18 protein-coding genes are annotated in these 20020 nt (G+C 67.8%); 8 read left to right on the plus strand and 10 right to left on the minus strand.

The features are described from left to right. Genes N7367_RS08880 through pilG form a run of 3 tightly spaced genes read right to left on the minus strand, consistent with a single transcriptional unit; the run spans position 1 to position 1313 of the window. Positions 1–531, minus strand: a complete 531-nt coding sequence (locus tag N7367_RS08880) for a chemotaxis protein CheW (protein ID WP_053518924.1) — start codon at positions 529–531, stop codon at positions 1–3. Continuing rightward, positions 531–893 carry a response regulator gene (locus N7367_RS08885; protein WP_053518925.1) on the minus strand — a complete coding sequence of 121 codons (363 nt, stop codon included), beginning with the start codon at positions 891–893 and terminating at the stop codon, positions 531–533. Before N7367_RS08885 ends, N7367_RS08880 begins: the two co-directional genes overlap by 1 nt. A gap of 18 nt (positions 894–911) precedes the next feature. Then, positions 912–1313 carry a twitching motility response regulator PilG gene (pilG, locus tag N7367_RS08890; RefSeq protein WP_005418455.1) on the minus strand — a complete coding sequence of 134 codons (402 nt, stop codon included), beginning with the start codon at positions 1311–1313 and terminating at the stop codon, positions 912–914. 241 nt (positions 1314–1554) lie between these two features. On the opposite strand from pilG, the gene gshB reads away from it, so the two are divergent. Beyond that, positions 1555–2502, plus strand: a complete 948-nt coding sequence (gshB, locus tag N7367_RS08895) for a glutathione synthase (protein WP_263175378.1) — start codon at positions 1555–1557, stop codon at positions 2500–2502. Further along, on the plus strand, positions 2502–3386 hold the full coding sequence (locus tag N7367_RS08900) for an energy transducer TonB (protein WP_279942220.1): 885 nt from the start codon (positions 2502–2504) through the stop codon (positions 3384–3386). Before gshB ends, N7367_RS08900 begins: the two co-directional genes overlap by 1 nt. Before the next feature lie 155 nt (positions 3387–3541). Here N7367_RS08900 and tsaB read toward each other — a convergent pair whose 3' ends face one another. Both tsaB and N7367_RS08910 read right to left on the minus strand, forming a co-directional pair. Then, on the minus strand, positions 3542–4255 hold the full coding sequence (gene tsaB / locus N7367_RS08905; RefSeq protein ID WP_065174785.1) for a tRNA (adenosine(37)-N6)-threonylcarbamoyltransferase complex dimerization subunit type 1 TsaB: 714 nt from the start codon (positions 4253–4255) through the stop codon (positions 3542–3544). A 9-nt stretch (positions 4256–4264) separates the two neighbouring features. Further along, complete coding sequence (locus N7367_RS08910) at positions 4265–6307, minus strand: ATP-dependent DNA helicase (protein ID WP_180876597.1); 2043 nt, start codon at positions 6305–6307, stop codon at positions 4265–4267. 402 nt (positions 6308–6709) lie between these two features. Between N7367_RS08910 and hemC the strand changes: the two genes are divergently transcribed. Beyond that, on the plus strand, positions 6710–7621 hold the full coding sequence (hemC, locus tag N7367_RS08915; RefSeq protein ID WP_279942221.1) for a hydroxymethylbilane synthase: 912 nt from the start codon (positions 6710–6712) through the stop codon (positions 7619–7621). Positions 7622–7689: 68 nt separating this feature from the next. On the opposite strand, the gene N7367_RS08920 is transcribed toward hemC, so the two are convergent. Continuing rightward, positions 7690–8466 (minus strand): DUF481 domain-containing protein, encoded by a 777-nt coding sequence (locus N7367_RS08920; RefSeq protein WP_065175204.1) that lies wholly within the window; start codon positions 8464–8466, stop codon positions 7690–7692. A 106-nt stretch (positions 8467–8572) separates the two neighbouring features. Continuing rightward, complete coding sequence (locus N7367_RS08925; RefSeq protein ID WP_279942222.1) at positions 8573–9175, minus strand: hypothetical protein; 603 nt, start codon at positions 9173–9175, stop codon at positions 8573–8575. Positions 9176–9258: 83 nt separating this feature from the next. Between N7367_RS08925 and N7367_RS08930 the strand changes: the two genes are divergently transcribed. Further along, positions 9259–10230: a YafY family protein gene (locus N7367_RS08930; RefSeq protein ID WP_111186222.1), complete on the plus strand. Its 972-nt coding sequence runs from the start codon at positions 9259–9261 to the stop codon at positions 10228–10230. A gap of 25 nt (positions 10231–10255) precedes the next feature. After that, on the plus strand, positions 10256–11050 hold the full coding sequence (locus N7367_RS08935; protein ID WP_053520324.1) for a MetQ/NlpA family ABC transporter substrate-binding protein: 795 nt from the start codon (positions 10256–10258) through the stop codon (positions 11048–11050). A gap of 73 nt (positions 11051–11123) precedes the next feature. On the opposite strand, the gene glpK is transcribed toward N7367_RS08935, so the two are convergent. From glpK to N7367_RS08950, 3 genes are all read right to left on the minus strand, one after another. Further along, positions 11124–12623, minus strand: a complete 1500-nt coding sequence (glpK, locus tag N7367_RS08940; protein ID WP_065181792.1) for a glycerol kinase GlpK — start codon at positions 12621–12623, stop codon at positions 11124–11126. Positions 12624–12686: 63 nt separating this feature from the next. After that, positions 12687–14198, minus strand: a complete 1512-nt coding sequence (gene glpD, locus N7367_RS08945) for a glycerol-3-phosphate dehydrogenase (RefSeq protein WP_279942223.1) — start codon at positions 14196–14198, stop codon at positions 12687–12689. Positions 14199–14356: 158 nt separating this feature from the next. Beyond that, positions 14357–14992 carry an OmpW family outer membrane protein gene (locus tag N7367_RS08950; RefSeq protein ID WP_053520322.1) on the minus strand — a complete coding sequence of 212 codons (636 nt, stop codon included), beginning with the start codon at positions 14990–14992 and terminating at the stop codon, positions 14357–14359. 187 nt (positions 14993–15179) lie between these two features. On the opposite strand from N7367_RS08950, the gene N7367_RS08955 reads away from it, so the two are divergent. The 3 genes from N7367_RS08955 (at position 15180) to lpdA (ending at position 19491) form a co-directional block, all read left to right on the plus strand. After that, entirely contained in the window at positions 15180–15695 is a 516-nt protein-coding gene (locus tag N7367_RS08955) for a DNA-deoxyinosine glycosylase (protein WP_279942224.1), read from the plus strand. A gap of 167 nt (positions 15696–15862) precedes the next feature. Beyond that, positions 15863–17575, plus strand: a complete 1713-nt coding sequence (gene aceF, locus N7367_RS08960) for a dihydrolipoyllysine-residue acetyltransferase (RefSeq protein WP_279942225.1) — start codon at positions 15863–15865, stop codon at positions 17573–17575. A 107-nt stretch (positions 17576–17682) separates the two neighbouring features. Then, positions 17683–19491: a dihydrolipoyl dehydrogenase gene (lpdA, locus tag N7367_RS08965; protein WP_065175199.1), complete on the plus strand. Its 1809-nt coding sequence runs from the start codon at positions 17683–17685 to the stop codon at positions 19489–19491. Positions 19492–20020: the final 529 nt, after the last annotated feature.

Genomic DNA, 20020 nt, shown 5'->3' on the forward strand with positions numbered 1-20020 from the left:
TCAGGCCGCGGCTTGCCGGAATTCAGGAGTGCGCGACAGCAGCGAGAGCGAGAACACGCCCCAGTCCTGGCCGTCAGCATGGAAACCGCGCTCGACGAAGTGCCCGTAACGACCCTCGGCCAGGCTGCCGGCCTCGATCTGCTGGTCGGCTTCGAAGCTGCGCTGGCCGAACAGTTCGTCGATGGTCAGTGCGACGTCACCGCCGGCCTGGCGCATGATCAGCACGCGCTGCCCTTCCTGCTGCACGGTGCGTGTGCCTTCCAGGAAGTACTTCAGGTCGACCACCGGGAACAGGTTGCCGCGCAGGTTGCCCACGCCCAGCAGCCAGGGCTGCGCGCAGGGCACGGGCGTGACCGGCGGCATCGGCACGATCTCCACCACTTCGCGGAAATCGGACACCAGCCGGCGCTGGCCGACGCGATAGCCGACGCCTCGCCACAGGTCCTGGACGAATTGCCGGCCCGGCAGCTGCACCGCATGGGCCAGGCTGCGCCGTTCGTAGGCTTCGAGAATGTCGAAAGGCGAGCGCATCAGGCCACCAGTTCGTTGATCCGCGCGATCAGTTCATCCTCGCGCGGCGGCTTGACGATGTAGTCGGCCGCACCCTGGCGCAACCCCCACGCCTTGTCGGTCTCCATCGCCTTGGTACTGACGATGATCACCGGGATGTGCCGGGTCGCGGCGTCGCGGGCCATCGCCCGGGTGGCCTGGAAACCGCTCATGCCCGGCAGGACCACGTCCATCAGCACCAGCTGCGGCACCTGGTCGCGGACAAGCTGCAGGCCATCCTCGGCGTTGTCCGCTTCCAGCACCTCGTGGCCGGCACGGCGCAGCCACTGGGTGAACACCGCGCGGTCGGTCGGTGAATCCTCGATCAGGACGATACGAGCCATTGTGCCTTTCCCCCCTGGTCAGGCGTTGACGTATGTGCGGATGGCACCCAGCAGTTCTTCGCGCGTAAAAGGCTTGGTCAGGTACTGCTCCGACCCGACGATGCGCCCCCGCGCCTTGTCGAACAGGCCATCCTTGGACGACAGCATGATCACCGGGGTCGCCTTGAACAGCTGGTTTCCCTTGATCAGCGCGCAGGTCTGATAGCCATCCAGACGCGGCATCATGATGTCGACGAAGATGATCTGCGGTTGCTGGTCGGCAATCTTCGCCAGCGCTTCAAAGCCGTCGGTGGCGGTGACCACCTCGCAGCCTTCGCGCTTGAGCAGCGTTTCCGCAGTCCTGCGGATGGTCTTCGAATCATCGATGACCATCACCCGGAGTCCTGCGAGTTCCCCGCCCGCAGTCGTGTTTTCAGTCATTGCCTATCCCCAAGCGCACGGCCCGGTCTCAGGCGGGGGCCGCTACGAAAGCGTATCTATATCGCACTTTCCGCGCCCGCTTCAAGGCCGGCCCATCACGCGGGCCGTGCTACCGGGCTGAACGTGACGGGGTTCGCATACGGTGCGCGGCCCGGCGGACGGACGCAGCGTTGCATCGCCGCAGGGAGGCGCACGGCGGGCGTTGCCGCTACCATCAACGCCTTGCCTGACAGGTGCGCCCATGCCGTTGAACGTCATCGTGGTGATGGACCCCATCGCCCACATCAAGATCGCCAAGGACACCACCTTCGCCATGCTGCTGGAAGCCCAGCGCCGCGGCCATGCCCTGCACTACGTGCGGCCGGGCGGACTGGCCCTGGAAGGTGGCGTGGCGGTGGCCCAGACCGCCCCGCTGCGGGTCCGCGACGACCCCGCCGGCTGGTACGAGCTGGGCGGGTTCAGCCGGACCGAGTTCGGTCCCGGCCAGATCGTGCTGATGCGCAAGGATCCACCGGTCGATGCCGAATACGTCTACGACACCCAGGTGCTGGACGTGGCCGCTGCGGCCGGCGCCTGCGTGGTCAACAATCCGCAGGGCCTGCGCGACTACAACGAGAAACTGGCCGCGCTGCTGTTCCCGCAGTGCTGCCCGCCGACCCTGGTCAGCCGCGACGCCAAGGCATTGAAGGCCTTCGCGCTGGAACATGGCCAGGCCGTGCTGAAGCCCCTGGATGGCATGGGAGGGCGCTCGATCTTCCGCAGCGGCCAGGGCGACCCGAACCTGAACGTGATTCTGGAAACGTTGACCGACGGCGGACGCAGGCTGGCGCTGGCACAGAAGTTCATCCCGGACATCAGTGCCGGCGACAAGCGCATCCTGCTGATTGACGGCGAGCCGGTCGACTACTGCCTGGCGCGCATTCCGCAGGGCGACGAGTTCCGCGGCAACCTGGCCGCTGGCGGGCGCGGCGAAGGCCGTCCGCTGAGCGAGCGCGACCGCTGGATCGCCGCGCAGGTGGGACCGGAAATGAAGCGCCGCGGCATGCGCTTCGTCGGCCTGGATGTGATCGGCGACTACCTGACCGAAGTCAATGTCACCAGCCCCACCTGCGTGCGCGAACTGGACGCGCAGTACGGCCTGAACATCGCCGGCACGCTGTTCGACGCGCTCGAGGCCGGCCTGCACTGATGCCCGCCGCACCCGCCGTCCTGCCACCGCCGCCGCGCGAAGCGCAGCGGCTGGGTGCCACCCTCACCCTGTCGGTGCTGGTCCACGTCCTGCTGATCCTGGGGGTGGGTTTCGCCGTGAAGGGCGAGGCCCCACTGGTGCCCACGCTGGAAGTGATCTTCAGCCAGACCCGCACCGCGCTGACGCCGAAGCAGGCGGACTTCCTGGCCGCCGCCAGCCAGGAAGGCGGCGGTGACCACGACCGCGCGCAGCGTCCGCGCGACAACCAGGCCGGGATCGTGCCGCAGGCCCAGGCCGGGGTCAGCCCGGTGCCACAGCAGCAGCAATCCGCAGCGCCCGTGCCACCGCCGCAGGCCCGCGTGGTCAGCAGCCGCAATGGCCAGGACACGGTGGCACGTGCGCAGGCCCAGCCAACGCCACTGGAACCGGTGCCGGACACACCGATGACCGCACGCGAGCAGCGCGATGCGGAGATGGCGCGGCTGGCGGCCGAGGTCCACCTGCGCTCGGCGCAGTACGCCAAGCGACCGAACCGCAAATTCGTCTCGGCCAGCACGCGCGAGTATGCCTATGCCAATTACCTGCGCGCCTGGGTCGACCGCGCTGAGCAGGTGGGCAACCTGAACTATCCGGACGAGGCACGGCAACGCCGTCTCGGCGGCCAGGTGGTCATCAGCGTTGGCGTGCGTCGCGATGGCAGTGTGGAAAGCAGCCGCATCCTGCGTTCAAGCGGAACACCGCTGCTGGATGAGGCCGCGCTGCGGGTGGTGACGCTGGCACAGCCGTTCCCGCCGCTGCCGCGTACCGAGGACGGAATCGACATCCTGCAGGTCACCCGCACGTGGGTGTTCCTGCCCGGCGGCGAACTGCGCGACGACCGGTAGGGGGTGTTGCCCGGGCCTGCGGCCCGGGACCCGCTGAAGGCAACGGCAACGGCAACGGCAACGGCAACGTCAACAGCAAAAGCGGCGGTCAGTGTAGTGACGCCTGGCGGGGCGGTGCCGGGCGGTGGGGACGCCGCAGGTACGTCTGTGCAGGCTCAGCCGTTGGCCTTCGCCTTGGCCTCGCGCGCGGCCTGCTGCTCGACCAGGGTCAAGGCCACGTTGTCGCGCAGGTAGGCCGGTTCCACCCTCTCCGGCGCGATGCCCTCGCCACGTGCCAAGGCCGGCACCGCCAACGCCAGCACGTCCGATGCCCGCGGCAGCGCCGCGGCGTCGAACCCCCGCAGGCCCGCCCCCAGCTGCGTGACCAGCGCGCCCTCGGCCGCACCGAATCCAGTGCCGACACCGAACACCGACAGATCGTCCGGCAACGCTACTGCGGCCGGTGCGCACACCCGCTCTGCATCGCACGGCATCGGCAGGCCGTCCACGCGCTCGAAACGCGCGACGTAGAGTTCGCCCATCCGTGCATCGATCGCCGACAGGATCTGCCTTTCTTCTGCCGGCGCACGCAGCGCCAGCACCTGCAGGGTCGATACCGGCAGCAGCGGACGGTCCAACGCCAGTGCGATGCCCTGGGCAAGGGCGATCGCCAGGCGCACCCCGGTGAAGGCACCCGGACCACGACTGAGTGCGATGCCATCGAGCTGGCGGCGGCTGATACCGGCCTCGGCCAGCAGCGCGTCGGCCCACGGCAGGCTCAGCTCGGCATGCCGACGCGGGGCGATCTCGAAGCGTTCCAGGACCTGCCCGTCTACGTGCAGGGCAACGGAACAGGCTTCGGTGGCGGTTTCAAAGGCGAGCAGTTTCATCGGGTCGGATCAGAACAGGGGGAACGTGCCACCCGGGGCGGGGTGCGTGGCCGCCACAGGGGCGTCCGGCGCTCCAGCATCGGTGGCGGGGTGCCATTGTGGCGCAAAGAAGGACTGCACATCGGCCAGACTGCGGGTACGGCGGAAAGGTGGCAGCGAATCGAGGAAGATCCGGCCATAGCCACGGTTGAGCAGCCGCGGGTCGCACAGCACCAGCACGCCGCGATCGCTCTCACTGCGGATCAGCCGGCCGACGCCCTGCTTCAGCGCGATCACGGCCTGCGGCAGCTGCTCGTCGCGGAACGGATTGCCCCCCTGGCTGCGGATCGCCTCCAGCCGCGCCTCGTAGACCGGATCGTCCGGCGCGGCAAAGGGCAGCTTGTCGATCACCACGACGCTCAATGCTTCGCCGACCACGTCCACCCCTTCGCGGAAACTGGCCGAGCCCAGCAGCACGCCGTTGCCGGAATCGCGGAACTGCTGCAGCAAGGTGGCGCGCGGCGCCTCGCCCTGCACGAACAGCGGCCACGGCCCATCGCGCAGCGCCTCAGCCGCTTCGCGCAGGGCCCGGTGCGAGGCGAACAGCAGGAATGCACGGCCCTGCGAGGCCTGCAGCACCGGCCGCAGGACCTGGATGAGCGAGGTGCCGAACCCCCGCGCGGCGGGATCGGGCAGGCCTTCGGGCAGGTAGCACAGTGCCTGCTCGGGCCAGTTGAATGGACTGGACTGGACCAGTGTCTGCGGATCATCCAGGCCGAGCCGGCGGGCGATGTGATCGAAGCCACCACCGACGGTCAGCGTCGCCGACGTGAAGATCCATGCGGCACGACTGCGCTCGCGATGCTCACGCAGCGGACCGGACACATCCATCGGCGTGCGCTGGCAGCGGAATCCGCGCGGGGTAAGTTCGTACCAGAGCACATCGGCGCTCGCCGCCTGCGCAGGGTCGGCATCGAAATCAAGCGCCGGTTCGTCATCGCCCAGCCAGCGCCCCAGACGCGATACCGCCTCGCGCGCACGTGCGTGGCAGGCATCGAGGCCTGCGGCGGCTTCGCGCAGCGGCTGCAGCGCCTGCTCCAGATTCACCAGGCCGGTCATCACCGCATCAAAGCCATCGCGCACCTGCGGCATCGCCAGTGCGCGCCACTGCGTGCCACGGGATGGCAGGCCATCCATTGCCGAGCGCAGCGCACGCAGTGCCTCCTGCAGCTGATCGACCGGCGCCTGCAGCGCTGACTGTGCGCCACCGACACCGCGCGCCTCGGCCAGACAGTCCCGGCCCAGCTCCTGCCAGGGTCGCATGCCGAAGCCCTCACCGAAGAACTGCGCTGCCAGTTCAGGCAACTGGTGCGCCTCATCGATGACGAAGGCCTGTGCGCCCGGCAGCAGCTCTCCGAAGCCCTCCTGCTTCAGCGCAAGATCGGCCAGCAGAAGATGATGGTTGACCACCACCACGTCCGCAGCCTGTGCGCGTTGCCGCGCGCGCACCACGAAGCAGTCATCCCAGAACGGACACTCGGTGCCCAGGCAGTTGTCGACGGTGGAGGTAACCATCGGCAGCAGGGGTGAGTCATCGGCCAGGCCTTCCAGTTCCGCGATGTCGCCATGTTCGGAACGACCGGACCAGGCCAGGATGCGCTGGAACTGCGCCGCCTGCTCCGGGCTGGAGAAGCGTGGCTCGCCACGCGCCTGCTGCAGGCGGTAACGGCACAGGTAATTGCTACGCCCCTTCAGCAGCGCGCTGCGCAGGCCGACCCCCAGTGCCTGGCGCACGCGTGGCAGGTCGCGATGGTAGAGCTGGTCCTGCAGCGCGCGGGTACCGGTGGAAATGATCGTACGCAGGCCGGACAGCAGCACCGGCACCAGGTAGGCGAAGGTCTTGCCGGTGCCGGTGCCGGCCTCGGCCAGCAGCAGGTCGCGCTGCTGCAGCGCATCGGCGATGGCCTCGGTCAGGCGCAGCTGTGCCGGACGCGGGACGAAGGCATCCAGGTGCGAGGCAAGCGCGCCGCCTGCGCTGAGTGCTTCGCGGCTGGCGTGGACAAGGTCGGACATCAGACGGAAAGGATACCGGGCCGGGCGCTGCCCGGCACCCGATTCAGGCTAGAGCGAGAGCAACAGCGCATGTTCATGGCTCTGGGTGGCTGCGTGCCGGGCTGGTCGGGAGGGGCCAGAGCCGTTTTCCCGTGTGAAACGCACGCAGCGCGCGACCCGCTTCTGATTGTCTTTTTCTCTTCCGTGGCTGGCAGCACACGGGAACTGTCAGAGGCCGGGCGGGGTGGGTTGCGCAGGGGCGTGAGCCGCATGGATGCGGCGACCGAGCTTACATGGACGTACTTGCAGCGGCCCCTGCGCAGCCCATCCCGCCCGGCCAAGCGCAATGATCCAGTAGTCCGCACCAGCCACGAGGGGCTCCGCCGTTGGCCGTATCCGCGCCGAAGGCGCGATAATGACCGGATGGAAACCGTCCGCATCGCCACCCGCAAGAGCCCGCTCGCCCTCTGGCAGAGCGAACACGTCGCCGACCGCCTCCGCCAGGCCCATCCCGGCCTGCACGTGGAGCTGGTCCCGATGAGCACGCGCGGCGATGAAGTGCTCGACCGCTCGCTGGCCGCCATCGGTGGCAAGGGCCTGTTCCTGAAGGAACTGGAGCTGGCCATCCTGCGCGGCGACGCCGACTGCGCCGTGCATTCGCTGAAGGATGTGCCGATGGAACTGGATGCGCCGTTCGTGCTGCCGGCCGTGCTGCCCCGTCATGACCCGGCCGACGGCTTCGTCTCCAACCTCTATGCCTCGCTTGATGCGTTGCCCATCGGCGCGCGCGTCGGCACGTCCTCGCTGCGCCGCCAGGCCCAGCTGCGTGCGCTGCGCCCGGACCTGGAACTGCTGGACCTGCGTGGCAACGTCAATACGCGCCTGGCCAAGCTCGACAACGGGGGCTACGACGCCATCGTGCTGGCCGTCGCCGGGCTGGAGCGCCTGGGACTGGGCGATCGGATCGTGCTGCGCCTGCAGCCGCCGCACTGGCTGCCGGCGCCGGCGCAGGGCGCCGTGGCCGTGGAGTGCGACGGCAGCAATGCGCCGCTGATGGCCTTGTTCGCTGCGCTCGATGACGCCGCGACACGCGCCTGCGTGGAAGCGGAGCGGGCAATGAACCGCGCGCTGCATGGCAGCTGCCATGTGCCGGTGGCGGCGATCGCGCAGTGGCAGGGGCAGGACCTGCACCTGCAGGGGCTGGTCGGCAGCGCCAGCGATGGCCGTGCGGTGCGCGCCGAAGGCGTGGGCCCGGCCAGCGACCCGGACGCGCTGGGCCAGCGCGTGGCGCAGAGGCTGCTCGATGGCGGGGCGGGTGAGCTGCTGAACGCCTGACCCGGCCGATTCCCTCGGCCAGGCGCTGCGGAACAGAAACGAAAACGGGCGCCAGGCGCCCGTTTCGCTTATTTGAACTTGTAGACCACGTTCATGGTGGTCAGCGTATCGGTCTTGCGCTTGTCCACCGCGACGTCGCTGTTGTAGCGGGCCTGCCAGCCGGCCTTCAAGGCCAGGTGTTCATTCATGCTCACCGACAGGCCGAAATCGTTCTGGCCGAAGGTGTTGTACGACCCCGATTCGACCAGCAGCGTGTTGACCAGATCGGTGTTCTCGGTAAGCGAGTACTTCATGTCGAACAGGCCACGACCGATCAGCCCGGTACGGGTGCGATCATCCTCGGTGCTGTGGGTGCGGCGCACACCGGGGCCGACCTGGGCATCGAAATAGAAGCGCTCGGTACTCCACAGGCGGGTGCCGTAACCCAGACCGAACGAGCTCTGGCGGTCGTAGGTGGCGAAGTCATCTCGCTCGGTACGCACCGTGGCCGTCAGCTGGCGGTGCTCGCCCAGCTGCAGCGCGCTGCCGGCGCTGCCGGTGTAGCGGTTGGCGGTGGTGTTGTTGCGGCGGGTGGTGGTGCCGTCGTCGTTGGTCTCGGTCACCTTGGAGCTGGAACGCAGGCCGAACAGGTCCATGCTGTGCACCCAGTCACCGTCGGTGTAGCGCAGGCGCAGGCGGCCGTTGAAGCTCTCGGTGCTGCTGTTGCCGCGTGCCGAGGCGAAGCCGAGCTCGCCGCCGCTGCCGCTCCAGGGCGAGGACATCGCCGCCAGTTCGGATGCATCCTGCGCGTATGCCAGCGGGGCGCAGAGCAGCAGGGGAATCAGCAGGGACACGCGCAGGGACATCGAGGCTTCTCCGAAGCGGTTAACAACCCGTGATGATACTGGAAGCGTGATGGCCGTCCGCCCCATGGCGCTGGCCGCTTCAGCAGGCGTTGTCACCGCTCCCCATTCAGGGCAGCTCGATGCGGAGGGAGGGGTCGTTGAAGCGCGAATAGCGCAGGCGCAGCTGGAACACCTTGCCGTTGCTGCTGCCGCTGCGCACGATCTGGCGTGGCAGGCCCTGCCCATCCACCCAGTACTCCAGGCGCTCGCCGGGGCCGGCGCCACGCAGCCGGTAGCGGCGGGTCTGGACCCCGTCCAGCGTCTGGCTGCCCAGATCCTCGGCCTGCAGCGCCGCGGGCGCGACGTCGGCCGGCAGCGGCGTCCGCCATTGCTCGAGCAGACCGGGCGGCGTCGGCACCTGGCGGATGGCCCCGTCGGCCTGCAGGAACATCGTGTCACCGATGATGGTCTGTGCACCGGCCGCCGTCTGTACCCGGAATCGGTCCGGGGCCACGAAGTCCATCGCACTGCGGACCGGCTGTGGCGTACCCAGCACTTCCAGTTCCGCGTGGAAGCTGCGCAGGGCGGCGAACCGTTGGCTGGCGGCCAGTACCGCCTGCGCCGGGTCGGCCTGCGGAACGACCGCGTCGTCGCCGGACGGCGCTGGGGGGCGACCACAGGCAGCCAGCAGCAGGCAGGCCAGCAGGGGCAGGGCGGGCAACCGGCGCATGGGAGGGCTTTCGCAGAGGGCGGGGCGCCCACGATAGCCCAAACCCCCCACACAAGACCCGCGACTCGGACATAATCGGGGGCATGGACCGATACGAACGCATCACCGCCCTGCATCGTCTGCTCAAGTCCGCGCGCTATCCGGTGACGGTGGCGACCCTGCAGGACAAGCTCGGTTGTTCCCGTGCCACCGTCTACCGCGACCTGGCGTTCCTGCGCGACGCGCTGATGGCGCCGATCGAGGGCGATGGCGAGGCCGGCTTCCGCTATCACGCCGACGAAAGCGACCGCTTCGAACTGCCCGGCCTCTGGCTCAGCTCGGAGGAGCTGCATGCCCTGCTGGCATCGCAGCACCTGCTGGCCCGTACCGGCGGGGGCGTGCTGTCTTCGGTGCTGGCACCGCTGCAGCAGCGCATCGAAAGCCTGCTGGCCGCGCAGGCGGGGGTCTCCAGCTGGCCGGTGGACCGGGTGCGGGTCATTCCGCATCGCGGCCGCAAATTCGACGAAGGCAGCTTCCGCAGCGTGGCTTCGGCCGTGCTCGAGCGGCGCCAGCTGGGCTTCGAGTACCGCGCCCGTTCCACCGACGAACCGACCAAGCGCACTGTTTCGCCGCAGCGCCTGACCCACTACCGCGACAACTGGTACCTCGATGCGTGGGACCACGACCGCGAGGCCCTCCGCAGCTTCGCGGTGGACCGGATCCACAAGGCGCGGGTGATCGACCACACGGCCCGTGACGTGGCCGACAGCGAACTGGACGAGCAGCTGGGTGCCAGCTACGGCATTTTCTCCGGTGCGCCGAAGGGCTGGGCCACCATCCTGTTCAGCGCCAAGGCTGCGCGCTGGGTCGCCGATGAGCACTGGCATTCCAAGCAGCAGGGCCGTTTCCTGGCCGACGGCCGCTATGAGCTGAAAGTGCCTTACAGCGTGTCACGCGAACTGCTGATGGATGTGCTGCATTACGGCTCGGATGCCGAGATCGTCGAACCGAAGATGCTGCGCGAGCAGGCCAAGGCGCTGCTCGAGCTGGCCCTGAGCAACTACGATAGATCCTGACCTCCCCCCGAGAATCATTCCGCCCATGAAGAAGACCCTGTTGCTGCCCCTGCTCGCCGCTGCGCTGGCCCTGACCGCCTGCGGCAAGTCCGGCGAGCCTTCGCAGAAGCTGGTGGTGGCCGCCACGGCCGTGCCGCACGCCGAAATCCTCGAGGTGGTCAAGCCGATCCTCAAACAGGAAGGCGTGGAACTGGACGTGCGCGTGTTCAACGACTACGTGCAGCCCAACGACCAGCTGGTGCAGAAGCAGGTGGACGTGAACTACTTCCAGACCGAGCCGTACCTGGACGCCTACAACCGCGACCGCAAGACCGATCTGGTGACGGTGATCGGCGTGCACATCGAGCCGTTCGGCGCATACTCGCGCAAGATCAAGTCGCTGGCCGAACTGCGCGAAGGCGCGGATGTGGTCATCCCGAACGATCCGAGCAACAACAGCCGGGCGCTGATCCTGCTGCACAAGGCCGGTGTGATCGAGCTGAAGGATCCGACCAATGCGCTGGCAACCCAGCGCGACATCGTCTCCAATCCGAAGCAGCTGAAGTTCCGCGAGCTGGATTCGGCGATGCTGCCCCGCGTACTGGATCAGGTGGACCTGGCCCTGATCAACACCAACTATGCATTGGATGCGGGTCTGAACCCGACCCGGGATGCGCTGGCGATCGAAAGCAAGGACTCGCCGTACGTGAACTTCCTGGTGGCCCGGCCCGACAACAAGGATGACGCGCGCGTGCAGAAGCTGGCCAAGGCGCTCACCAGCGCACAGGTGAAGACGTTCATCGAGACCAAGTACAAGGGTGCCGTGCTGCCGGCGTTCTGATGTTGGGGCAGCGCCGGGCCATGCCCGGCGGATTGGGGATTGATTCGCCGGGCATGGCCCGGCGCTACCGCCCTCAATCGACGTGGAAGGCCAGGGTGGCGGCGACCGCCTGCTGCCACCCGGCATACAGCGTCTCGCGCCGTGCTGCCGGCATCTGCGGCTCGAAACGGCGGTCCAGTCCCCATTGCGCGGCGATCTGTTCGCGGCTTTCCCAGAATCCCACCGCCAGCCCGGCCAGGTAGGCCGCGCCCAGCGCCGTGGTCTCGGTCAGCCGTGGCCGCAGCAGCGGAACGCCCAGAATGTCGGCCTGGAAGCTGGCAAGGAAGTCGTTGCCGATCGCGCCGCCGTCGGCACGCAGCTCGCTCAGGCCGATACCTGCATCGGACTGCATGGCATCGAGTACATCGCGGGTCTGGTAAGCCATTGCTTCCAATGCTGCACGCACGAAGTGCGACCTGCTGGTGCCCCGGGTCAGGCCGAACATCGCTCCACGCACGTCGCTGCGCCAGTAAGGCGCACCCAGGCCCACGAACGCCGGCACCAGATAGACGCCAGCGCTGTCGCCGACCTTCGCGGCCAGCGCCTGGCTGTCGCTGGCCCGATCGATCATGCGCAGGCCGTCGCGCAGCCACTGCACCACCGAGCCGGCGATGAAGATCGACCCCTCCAGTGCATACTCCACGCGCCCGTCCAGGCCCCAGGCGATGGTGGTCAGCAGGCCATTGTGCGAACGCACGGCCTGCGTTCCGGTGTGCATCAGCATGAAGCAGCCGGTGCCGTAGGTGTTCTTCACCATGCCCGGCTGGAAGCAGGCCTGGCCGAACAGCGCGGCCTGCTGGTCGCCAGCGATACCGGCGATCGGAATCGGGTGGTCGAAGAAGAACTGCGGCCGGGTGTGCGCGTACACCGCGCTGGAGTCACGCACCTGCGGCAGCATGGCGCGCGGAATGTCCAGCAGCGCGAGCAGCTCGTCGTCCCAGTCCAGGGTGTGGATGTTGAACAGCAGCGTGCGTGCGGCGTTGCTGTAGTCCGTCACGTGTGCCTGGCCGCCACTGAGATTCCAGACCAGCCAGCTGTCGATGGTGCCGAACAGCAGTTCGCCACGCTCCGCGCGCTGTTGTGCGCCTTCCACGTGATCGAGGATCCAGCGCACCTTGGTGGCCGAGAAGTAGGCATCGATCAGCAGGCCGGTGCGTTCACGGATCAGCGCTTCGTGCCCCTGCGAGCGCAACCGCTCGCAGATGGCCTGGCTTTGCCGGGACTGCCAGACGATGGCGTTGTGGATCGGCTGGCCCGTGGCGCGTTCCCAGACCACGGTGGTCTCGCGCTGGTTGGTGATGCCCAGTGCGGCGATGTGGCGCGGGTCGATCTGTTCGCGGCTGAGCAGCTCGGTCAGCGTGGCGTAGACGCTGGTGAGGATCTCGCGCGGGTCATGTTCCACCCAACCGGGCTGCGGGAAAATCTGGGCGAACTCACGTTGCGCGCTGCCGACGATGTCGCCGGCGTGATCGAACAGGATCGCGCGCGAACTGGTGGTGCCCTGATCGATGGCCAGCACGTAGCGGGGCGTCATGCGGCGTCTCCGGTAGCGATGGGGAAATCCTACTGCATCGGCAGCGACGGGCCATGCCGGGTGTCACCGCGATCGGCCGGGCATGGCCTGGTGCTGCTGTTCCTCCAACCAGTCCTGCAGGCGTGCCACCTGTGCGGTGTCCAGCCGCAGTCCCAGCTTGCTCCGCCGCCACAGTATGTCCTCGGCGGTATGCGCCCATTCGTGATCGCGCAGGAACACGACCTCATGGGCGTGCAGCCCACCGCCGAAGTGTTCGCCGAGATCGTCCATGCCCTGCACCCCGTGCAGCAGCTCGGTGCTGCGGCTGCCATAGGCCTCGGCCCAGCGCCGCGTAGTGTCCTCAGGCAACCACGGTGCGAGTCTCCGCAGGTGAGAGCGTGCCTGCACGGCATCGCCCCAGTCGCTGCCCGGCAGCGGCGTCCCGGCTGCCGTCCATGCCGGCCCCATCTGCGGCAGGTGGGGCCGCAGCAGATCCAGCGCTTCTTCGGCCAGAACGCGGTAGGTGGTCAGCTTCCCCCCCAGCACGTGCACGGCCGGCGCGCCCTGCACCTGCAACTGCAGGCGATAGTCGCGGCTGAGTCGTGCCGCGCGCGGATCCGGGTCGGCCAGCAGCGGGCGCACGCCGGCAAACTGCCAGACCACCTCCGTCGCCGTGATCGGCTGGCGCAGATAGCGGTTGGCCGCCTCGCACAGGTATGTCACTTCCGAAGGCAGCACGTGGCAGCGCGCCGGATCGCCCTGATAGTCGGTGTCGGTGGTACCCACCAGCAGGTGGTCGTGGGTGAAGGGCAGCAGGAATACGACCCGTCCGTCGGGCTGCTGCAGCAGGCAGGCGCTGTCATCGGGCCAGGGCCGGCGCAGCACGATGTGGCTGCCCTGCACCAGGCGCAGGGCCGGTGTGCCGCTGCGCGCCTGCATGCGTTGCAGCAGGCCTCCGGCCCAGGGACCGGCCGCGTTGGCCACGGCATGTGCATGCACCGTCTGCTGCTGTCCCGCTGCATCGACCAGTACCACCCGCCAGTGGCCCTGCTCGCCGTGCAGTTCGACGCAGCGGGTGCGAACCTGTACACGGGCACCGCGTTGCGCTGCATCCAGCGCGTTGAGCAGGACCAGGCGTGCATCGTCCACCTGCGCGTCGGCATAGCTGAAGGCCTGGTGCAACGATGGCGACAGCCACGTGCCCAACGGGTCGTGTGGCAGGTGCAGTGCGCGCGAAGCCGGAAACGCTGCGCCGCGATGGCCGAGGTGGTCATACAGCCACAGGCCGAGCCGCAGCATCCAGCGTGGCCGCAGGTGGGGTTCCCAGGGCAGCACGAAGCGCAGCGGCCGGACCAGGCAGGGCGCCTGCCTGCGGAGCACATCGCGTTCGCCGAGCGCCTTGCGCACCAGGCCGAACTCGCCCTGTTCCAGGTAGCGCAGCCCGCCATGGACCAGCTTGCTGCTGGCGCTGGAGGTATGTGCCGCAAGATCGTGCTGCTCGCAGAGCAGCACGCGCAGGCCGCGGCCTGCGGCGTCGCGTGCGATGCCGGCGCCGTTGATGCCGCCTCCGATCACCAGCAGGTCGACGTTGTCCATCCCCATCACCGGCCTTCCGTCCTTTGCAGAGTCAAGCCCTGCTCGACGTCCGGAGAAAAGCAGTCGAGCACGGCCCGACTCTACACAGAATGCGGGTGACGGAAACGACGACGGGCCCCGAAGGGCCCGTCGCGTACAGACAGTGAAGCAGGCGGTGCTTAGAAGCGGGCGCCGATACCCACGCCGACAGTCCACGGATCCAGCTTGGCTTCGCCGATCTTCTCGCCACCAACCTTCACGTCCGGGCGGGCGCGCATGTAGCGGGCATCAGCACGGGCGAACCAGGTGGAGTTGATGTTCATGTCGACGCCGACGGTGCCGATCACGCCCTTGGCATCCTTCAGGCGGATGTCGGAGCTGCTGCCGTCAGCCAGCGATTCGTTGCTGAAGGCCGACTGGAAGTAGCCCACGCCCACGAACGGGCGGAACACGTTGTCGGCCTGGCCGAAGTGGTACTGGCCGCTCAGCGCGACCGGCTGCTGCTCGACGCTGCCCAGGCGGGTGTTGCCCGGACCCTTGACGCGGTGATCGAACTTGTCGGCAGCGCCCCACAGCTCAACGGCCCAGTTGTCGTTGACGTAGTAGCTGAAGCTGACGGTCGGCGCCGGGCCGCCATCGAGCTTCTTGACGCCGGTGATCGGGTCATTCTTCGGCTGCAGCAGCGTGACGCCGCCAACCACGGCAAAATGCTTGCCCGAGGCGGTGTCGGTGGTGCTGCTGTCCTGGGCGAAAGCGGCCGGCGCGAAGGCGGCGGAGGTCAGCAGGGCGAGACTCAGGATACGGATGGAGCGCATGGGGGTATCTCCTAATGTTTCTTGTTTTTGGGCCCCCGGTTGCGGGGCGAGCACACCGTAGTCGCCTCAACATGAATCGAATCCGACGCGCGTTAAAAAATAGTTCGCTCTGTTCAGCGATGAGTTCGAAAAGCCTGTTTTCATGGGGTTTTTGCTCTGGAGGAATGTTCATGCAGTTGCACAAACCGTGAGCGCGCCAACGCTCTGCATCGGCCTGCCCGCGCAGGTGAACACGCGATCGCGCGTGTTGCTGCTTGGTTCAATGCCGGGTGCTGCGTCGCTGCACGCTGGCCAGTACTACGCGCATCCACGCAATCGTTTCTGGCCGCTCATGTCCGATATCTGCGGCTTTGACGCCGGTTTGCCCTATCCGCAACGCATGCGCGCGCTGAACGCCGCCGGTGTCGGGGTGTGGGATGTGATCGGCCGATGCGAGCGCCGGGGCAGCCTGGATGCGGACATCGTGCGTGGCACGGAAGTGGCCAACGCGCTGCCGGAACTGATCGCCCTGCTGCCTGAGCTGCAGCTGATCGGCTGCAATGGTGCTGCGTCGATGCAGGCATTCCAGCGCTGGGTGCTGCCTGTCCTGGGGGCGCCACCGCGTGTGCTGGCGCTGCCCTCGACCAGCCCGGCCAATGCGGCCTGGTCGCTGCAGCGCCTGCGTCAGGCCTGGCAGCCGGTGGCCGATGCACTGGCGACATGAAGCGGACATGGTGCGGACAATACGCTACCCACTGGAGGTGCCTGCGCCCCATGGGCAACAGCGTGTCCCGGCTGCGTGCGTACTGAAAACACCTGTAACGGTTGGCGCTGGCCCCCGCTGGCCGCACAATAGACGTTTCCCTACACCAGATTGCCGGAGTTATCCCCATGGCCGAAATCAAGGAAGCACTTGTCCCCGATATCGGTGACTACAGCGATATCCCGGTAATCGAGGTGCTTGTCGCCGTTGGCGATACGGTCAGGAAGGACCAGGGCCTGGTGACGCTGGAAAGCGACAAGGCGACCATGGAAGTGCCGTCTTCGGTGGCCGGTGTGGTCAAGGAGATCAAGGTCAAGGTGGGTGACACCCTGTCCGAGGGCAAGGTCGTGGCGCTGATCGAAGTGGCGGCAGACGAGGCCGCAGCGCCGGCCGCTCCGGCCCCGGCCCCGGCCAAGGCCGCTGCCCCGGCGGCTGCCACCCAGAGCGCCCCGGCCCCGGCGGCTGCCGCGCCGGCCGCCCCGGCTGCCGGTGGCGGTGCGGTTGAAGCCCGGGTGCCGGACATCGGCGATTACACCGACATCCCGGTCATCGAAGTGCTGGTCGCCGTGGGCGACACCGTCAAGAAGGATCAGGGCCTGGTCACGCTGGAAAGCGACAAGGCGACCATGGAAGTGCCGTCCTCGGTGGCCGGTGTGGTCAAGGAACTGAAGGTCAAGGTGGGGGACACCCTGTCGCAGGGCAATGTGGTGGCCATCATCGAAGCCGAGGGTGCTGCTGCGCCGGCGCCGACCCGCGAAGCGGCTGCGGCGGCCCCGGCCGCTGCCGAGACCGCCACCAAGGTCGAGCCGGTCGCTGTGCCGGCCCAGCCGGACAAGCTGGCGGCTCGTGAGATCGCGTCGGCCGGCGCTCCGTCCAGCCCGCCCGTACAGTTCAACGCCGATGGCGTGCTGCCGGCCAAGGTGCCGTATGCCACCCCGGCGGTGCGCGTGTTCGCCCGCGAGCTGGGCGTGGACCTGCTGCAGATCAGCGGTACCGAGAAGGGCGGGCGCATCACCAAGGGTGACGTGCAGAAATTCGTCAAGGCCGCGCTCAGTGGTGGCGTTCCGGCCGCGGGCGGCACCGCTGCCGCCGCGGGCGGCGGGCTGAACCTGTTGCCGTGGCCGAAGGTCGATTTCAGCAAGTTCGGCGAGACCGAAGTGCAGCCGCTGTCGCGCATCAAGAAGATCTCCGGCGCGAACCTGGCCCGCAACTGGGCGATGATTCCGCACGTCACCCAGTTCGACCAGGCCGACATCACCGATCTGGAAGCACTGCGCGTGGCACTGAACAAGGAGAACGAGAAGGCCGGCATCAAGCTGACCATGCTCGCCTTCCTGATCAAGGCCAGCGCCGCAGCGCTGAAGAAGTTCCCGGAGTTCAACGCCTCGCTGGACGCCAGCGGCGAGAACCTGACCCTGAAGAAGTACTTCAACATCGGGTTCGCCGCCGATACGCCGAACGGCCTGGTCGTGCCGGTGATCCGCGACGTCGACAGGAAGGGCGTGGTGCAGATCGCGCAGGAAACCGGCGAGCTGGCCAAGAAGGCGCGCGACGGCAAGCTGGGCCCGGCCGACATGAGTGGCGGCTGCTTCTCGATCAGCTCGCTGGGCGGGATCGGTGGCACCGCGTTCACCCCGATCGTCAATGCGCCGGAAGTGGCCATCCTGGGCGTGTCCAAGTCCTCCATCCAGCCGGTCTGGAATGGCAAGGAATTCGCACCGAAGCTGCTGCTGCCGCTGTCGCTGAGCTACGACCACCGCGTCATCGATGGCGCCCTGGCCGCACGCTTCACCACGTACCTGTCGCAGGTACTGGCCGACATGCGTCGCGTGCTGCTGTAAGGCACCCGCTTCGCCCCCACCGTGTGGCCGTCGCCCTTGGCGCGGCCGCCTGACGAAACGCAGTGACAGCCCGCCGGCCACCCCGGCCGGGCATGAGGAAAACCACCATGGCCACGATTGAAGTCAAGGTTCCCGACATCGGCGATTACAGCGATGTGCCGGTGATCGAAGTGTTGGTCGCCGTCGGCGATACGGTGAAGAAGGACCAGGGCCTGGTGACCCTGGAATCGGACAAGGCCACGCTGGAAGTGCCGTCCTCGGCCGCCGGTGTGGTCAAGGAACTGAAGGTCAAGCTCGGCGATACGCTGTCCGAGGGGGCCGTGGTGGTCCTGCTGGACACCGAAGGAGCCGCCGAGGCCCCGGCCAAGGCAGCCGCACCTGCGCCTGCGGCCGCCGCCCCGGCCAGCAAGCCGCCGGTGACCCCGTCGCATCGTGCCCCGGCCGAACCGGCCGCACCGAAGCCGGCACTGGCCAGCGGCAAGCCGGCCGACATCGAATGCGAGATGGTCGTGCTGGGCTCCGGCCCGGGCGGCTACACCGCCGCGTTCCGCGCAGCCGATGTCGGCCTGGACACGGTACTGGTCGAGCGCTACGCCAGCCTCGGCGGCGTCTGCCTCAACGTCGGCTGCATTCCGTCCAAGGCACTGCTGCATGCGGCGGCGGTCATCGATGAAGTCGCCCATGCCGGCGATTTCGGCGTGGAGTTCGGCAAGCCGACGATCACTTTGGACAAGCTGCGCCAGTACAAGGAAAAGGTCGTCAACCAGCTGACCAAGGGTCTGGCTGGCATGGCCAAGCAGCGCAAGGTGCGCAACGTGCAGGGTGTCGGCCGGTTCCTGTCGGCCAACGAGCTGGAGATCACCGCCGCTGACGGCAGCACGCAGCTGCTGCGCTTCCAGAAGTGCATCATCGCCGCCGGTTCGCAGGCGGTGAAGCTGCCGAACTTCCCGTGGGACGACAAGCGTGTGATGGATTCCACCGACGCGCTGGAGCTGGCCGAAGTGCCGGGTTCGCTGCTGGTTGTCGGTGGCGGCATCATCGGCCTGGAAATGGCGACCGTGTACGGTGCGCTGGGCAGCAAGGTCACCGTGGTCGAATTCATGGACCAGCTGATGCCGGGCGCCGACAAGGACCTGGTCAAGCCGCTGGCCGACCGCCTGAAGAAGCAGGGCATCGACGTTCACCTGAAGACCAAGGCGTCGGGCGTCACCGCCGATGCCAAGGGCATCACCGTGACCTTCGAGGCGGCAGAGGAAGGACAGTCGCCGGCGCTGGCGCAGGGGACCTTCGACCGCGTGCTGGTCGCCGTGGGTCGTTCGCCGAATGGCAAGAAGATCGATGCCGAGAAGGCTGGCGTGCAGGTCACCGAGCGTGGCTTCATCCCGGTTGACCGGCAGATGCGTACCAATGTGCCGCACATCTTCGCCATCGGTGACATCGTCGGCAATCCGATGCTGGCCCACAAGGCCACGCACGAGGGCAAGCTGGCGGCTGAAGTGGCGGCCGGCCACAAGAAGGAGTGGGTGGCCCGCGTGATTCCGTCGGTGGCCTACACCAATCCGGAGATCGCCTGGGTGGGCGTGACCGAGACCGAGGCCAAGGCCAAGGGCCTGAAGGTCGGCGTGGCCAAGTTCCCGTGGGCGGCCAGTGGCCGCGCGATCGGCATCGGTCGCACCGAGGGCTTCACCAAGCTGATCTTCGACGAAGAGACCCACCGCATCATCGGTGGCGCGATCGTCGGTGTGCATGCCGGTGACCTGCTGGCCGAGATCGGTCTGGCCATCGAGATGGGCGCGGAAGCCGAAGACATCGGCCACACCATCCATGCCCATCCGACGCTGAGTGAATCGGTGGCGATGGCTTCGGAAATCTACGACGGCACGATCACCGATCTGTACATGCCGAAGAAGAAGTAAGGCGCTTGCGCCGGGCCATGCCCGGTGAAACGGAAAGCCCGGCTCAAGCCGGGTTTTTTGTTGGTGGCTTCTGTGGCTTCGGTGACTGTGGTCGCGAGCTTCCGGGCCGCTGCGCGGGTGGCAGGCATTTGGACACATGTCCCCCGTCGTCCGCCTGCGGCGGTCGCCTCCTCCTTTACTGTGTCCAAACGCCTGCCACCCACGCAGCGGCCCGGTGTACGGACGGTCCAGCCGCAGAGCCACTTCAACAGACGCGTCGAGGCCTGACACGCGGAGGGAGAGGGGGCTGCGTGCGAAGTAAAGGAGGAGGTGACGGCCGCAGGCCGGCGCCGGGGGACATTCGCATGCAGCCTCCTCTCACTCCTGCGCACCCGCGATCCTGCGATTGCGGCCTGTGTAATCGCGAGCGTCCGGGCCTCTGCGTGAGCGGCAGGCGCTTGGACAAATGTCCCCCGCCGTCCGCCTGCGGCGGTCGCCTCCTCCTTTACTTGTCCAAACGTCTGCCACTCGCGCAGCGGCTCGGCGTGCG

It is taken from the genome of Stenotrophomonas sp. GD04145 (assembly GCF_029835135.1).
Classification (GTDB): domain Bacteria; phylum Pseudomonadota; class Gammaproteobacteria; order Xanthomonadales; family Xanthomonadaceae; genus Stenotrophomonas; species Stenotrophomonas maltophilia_P.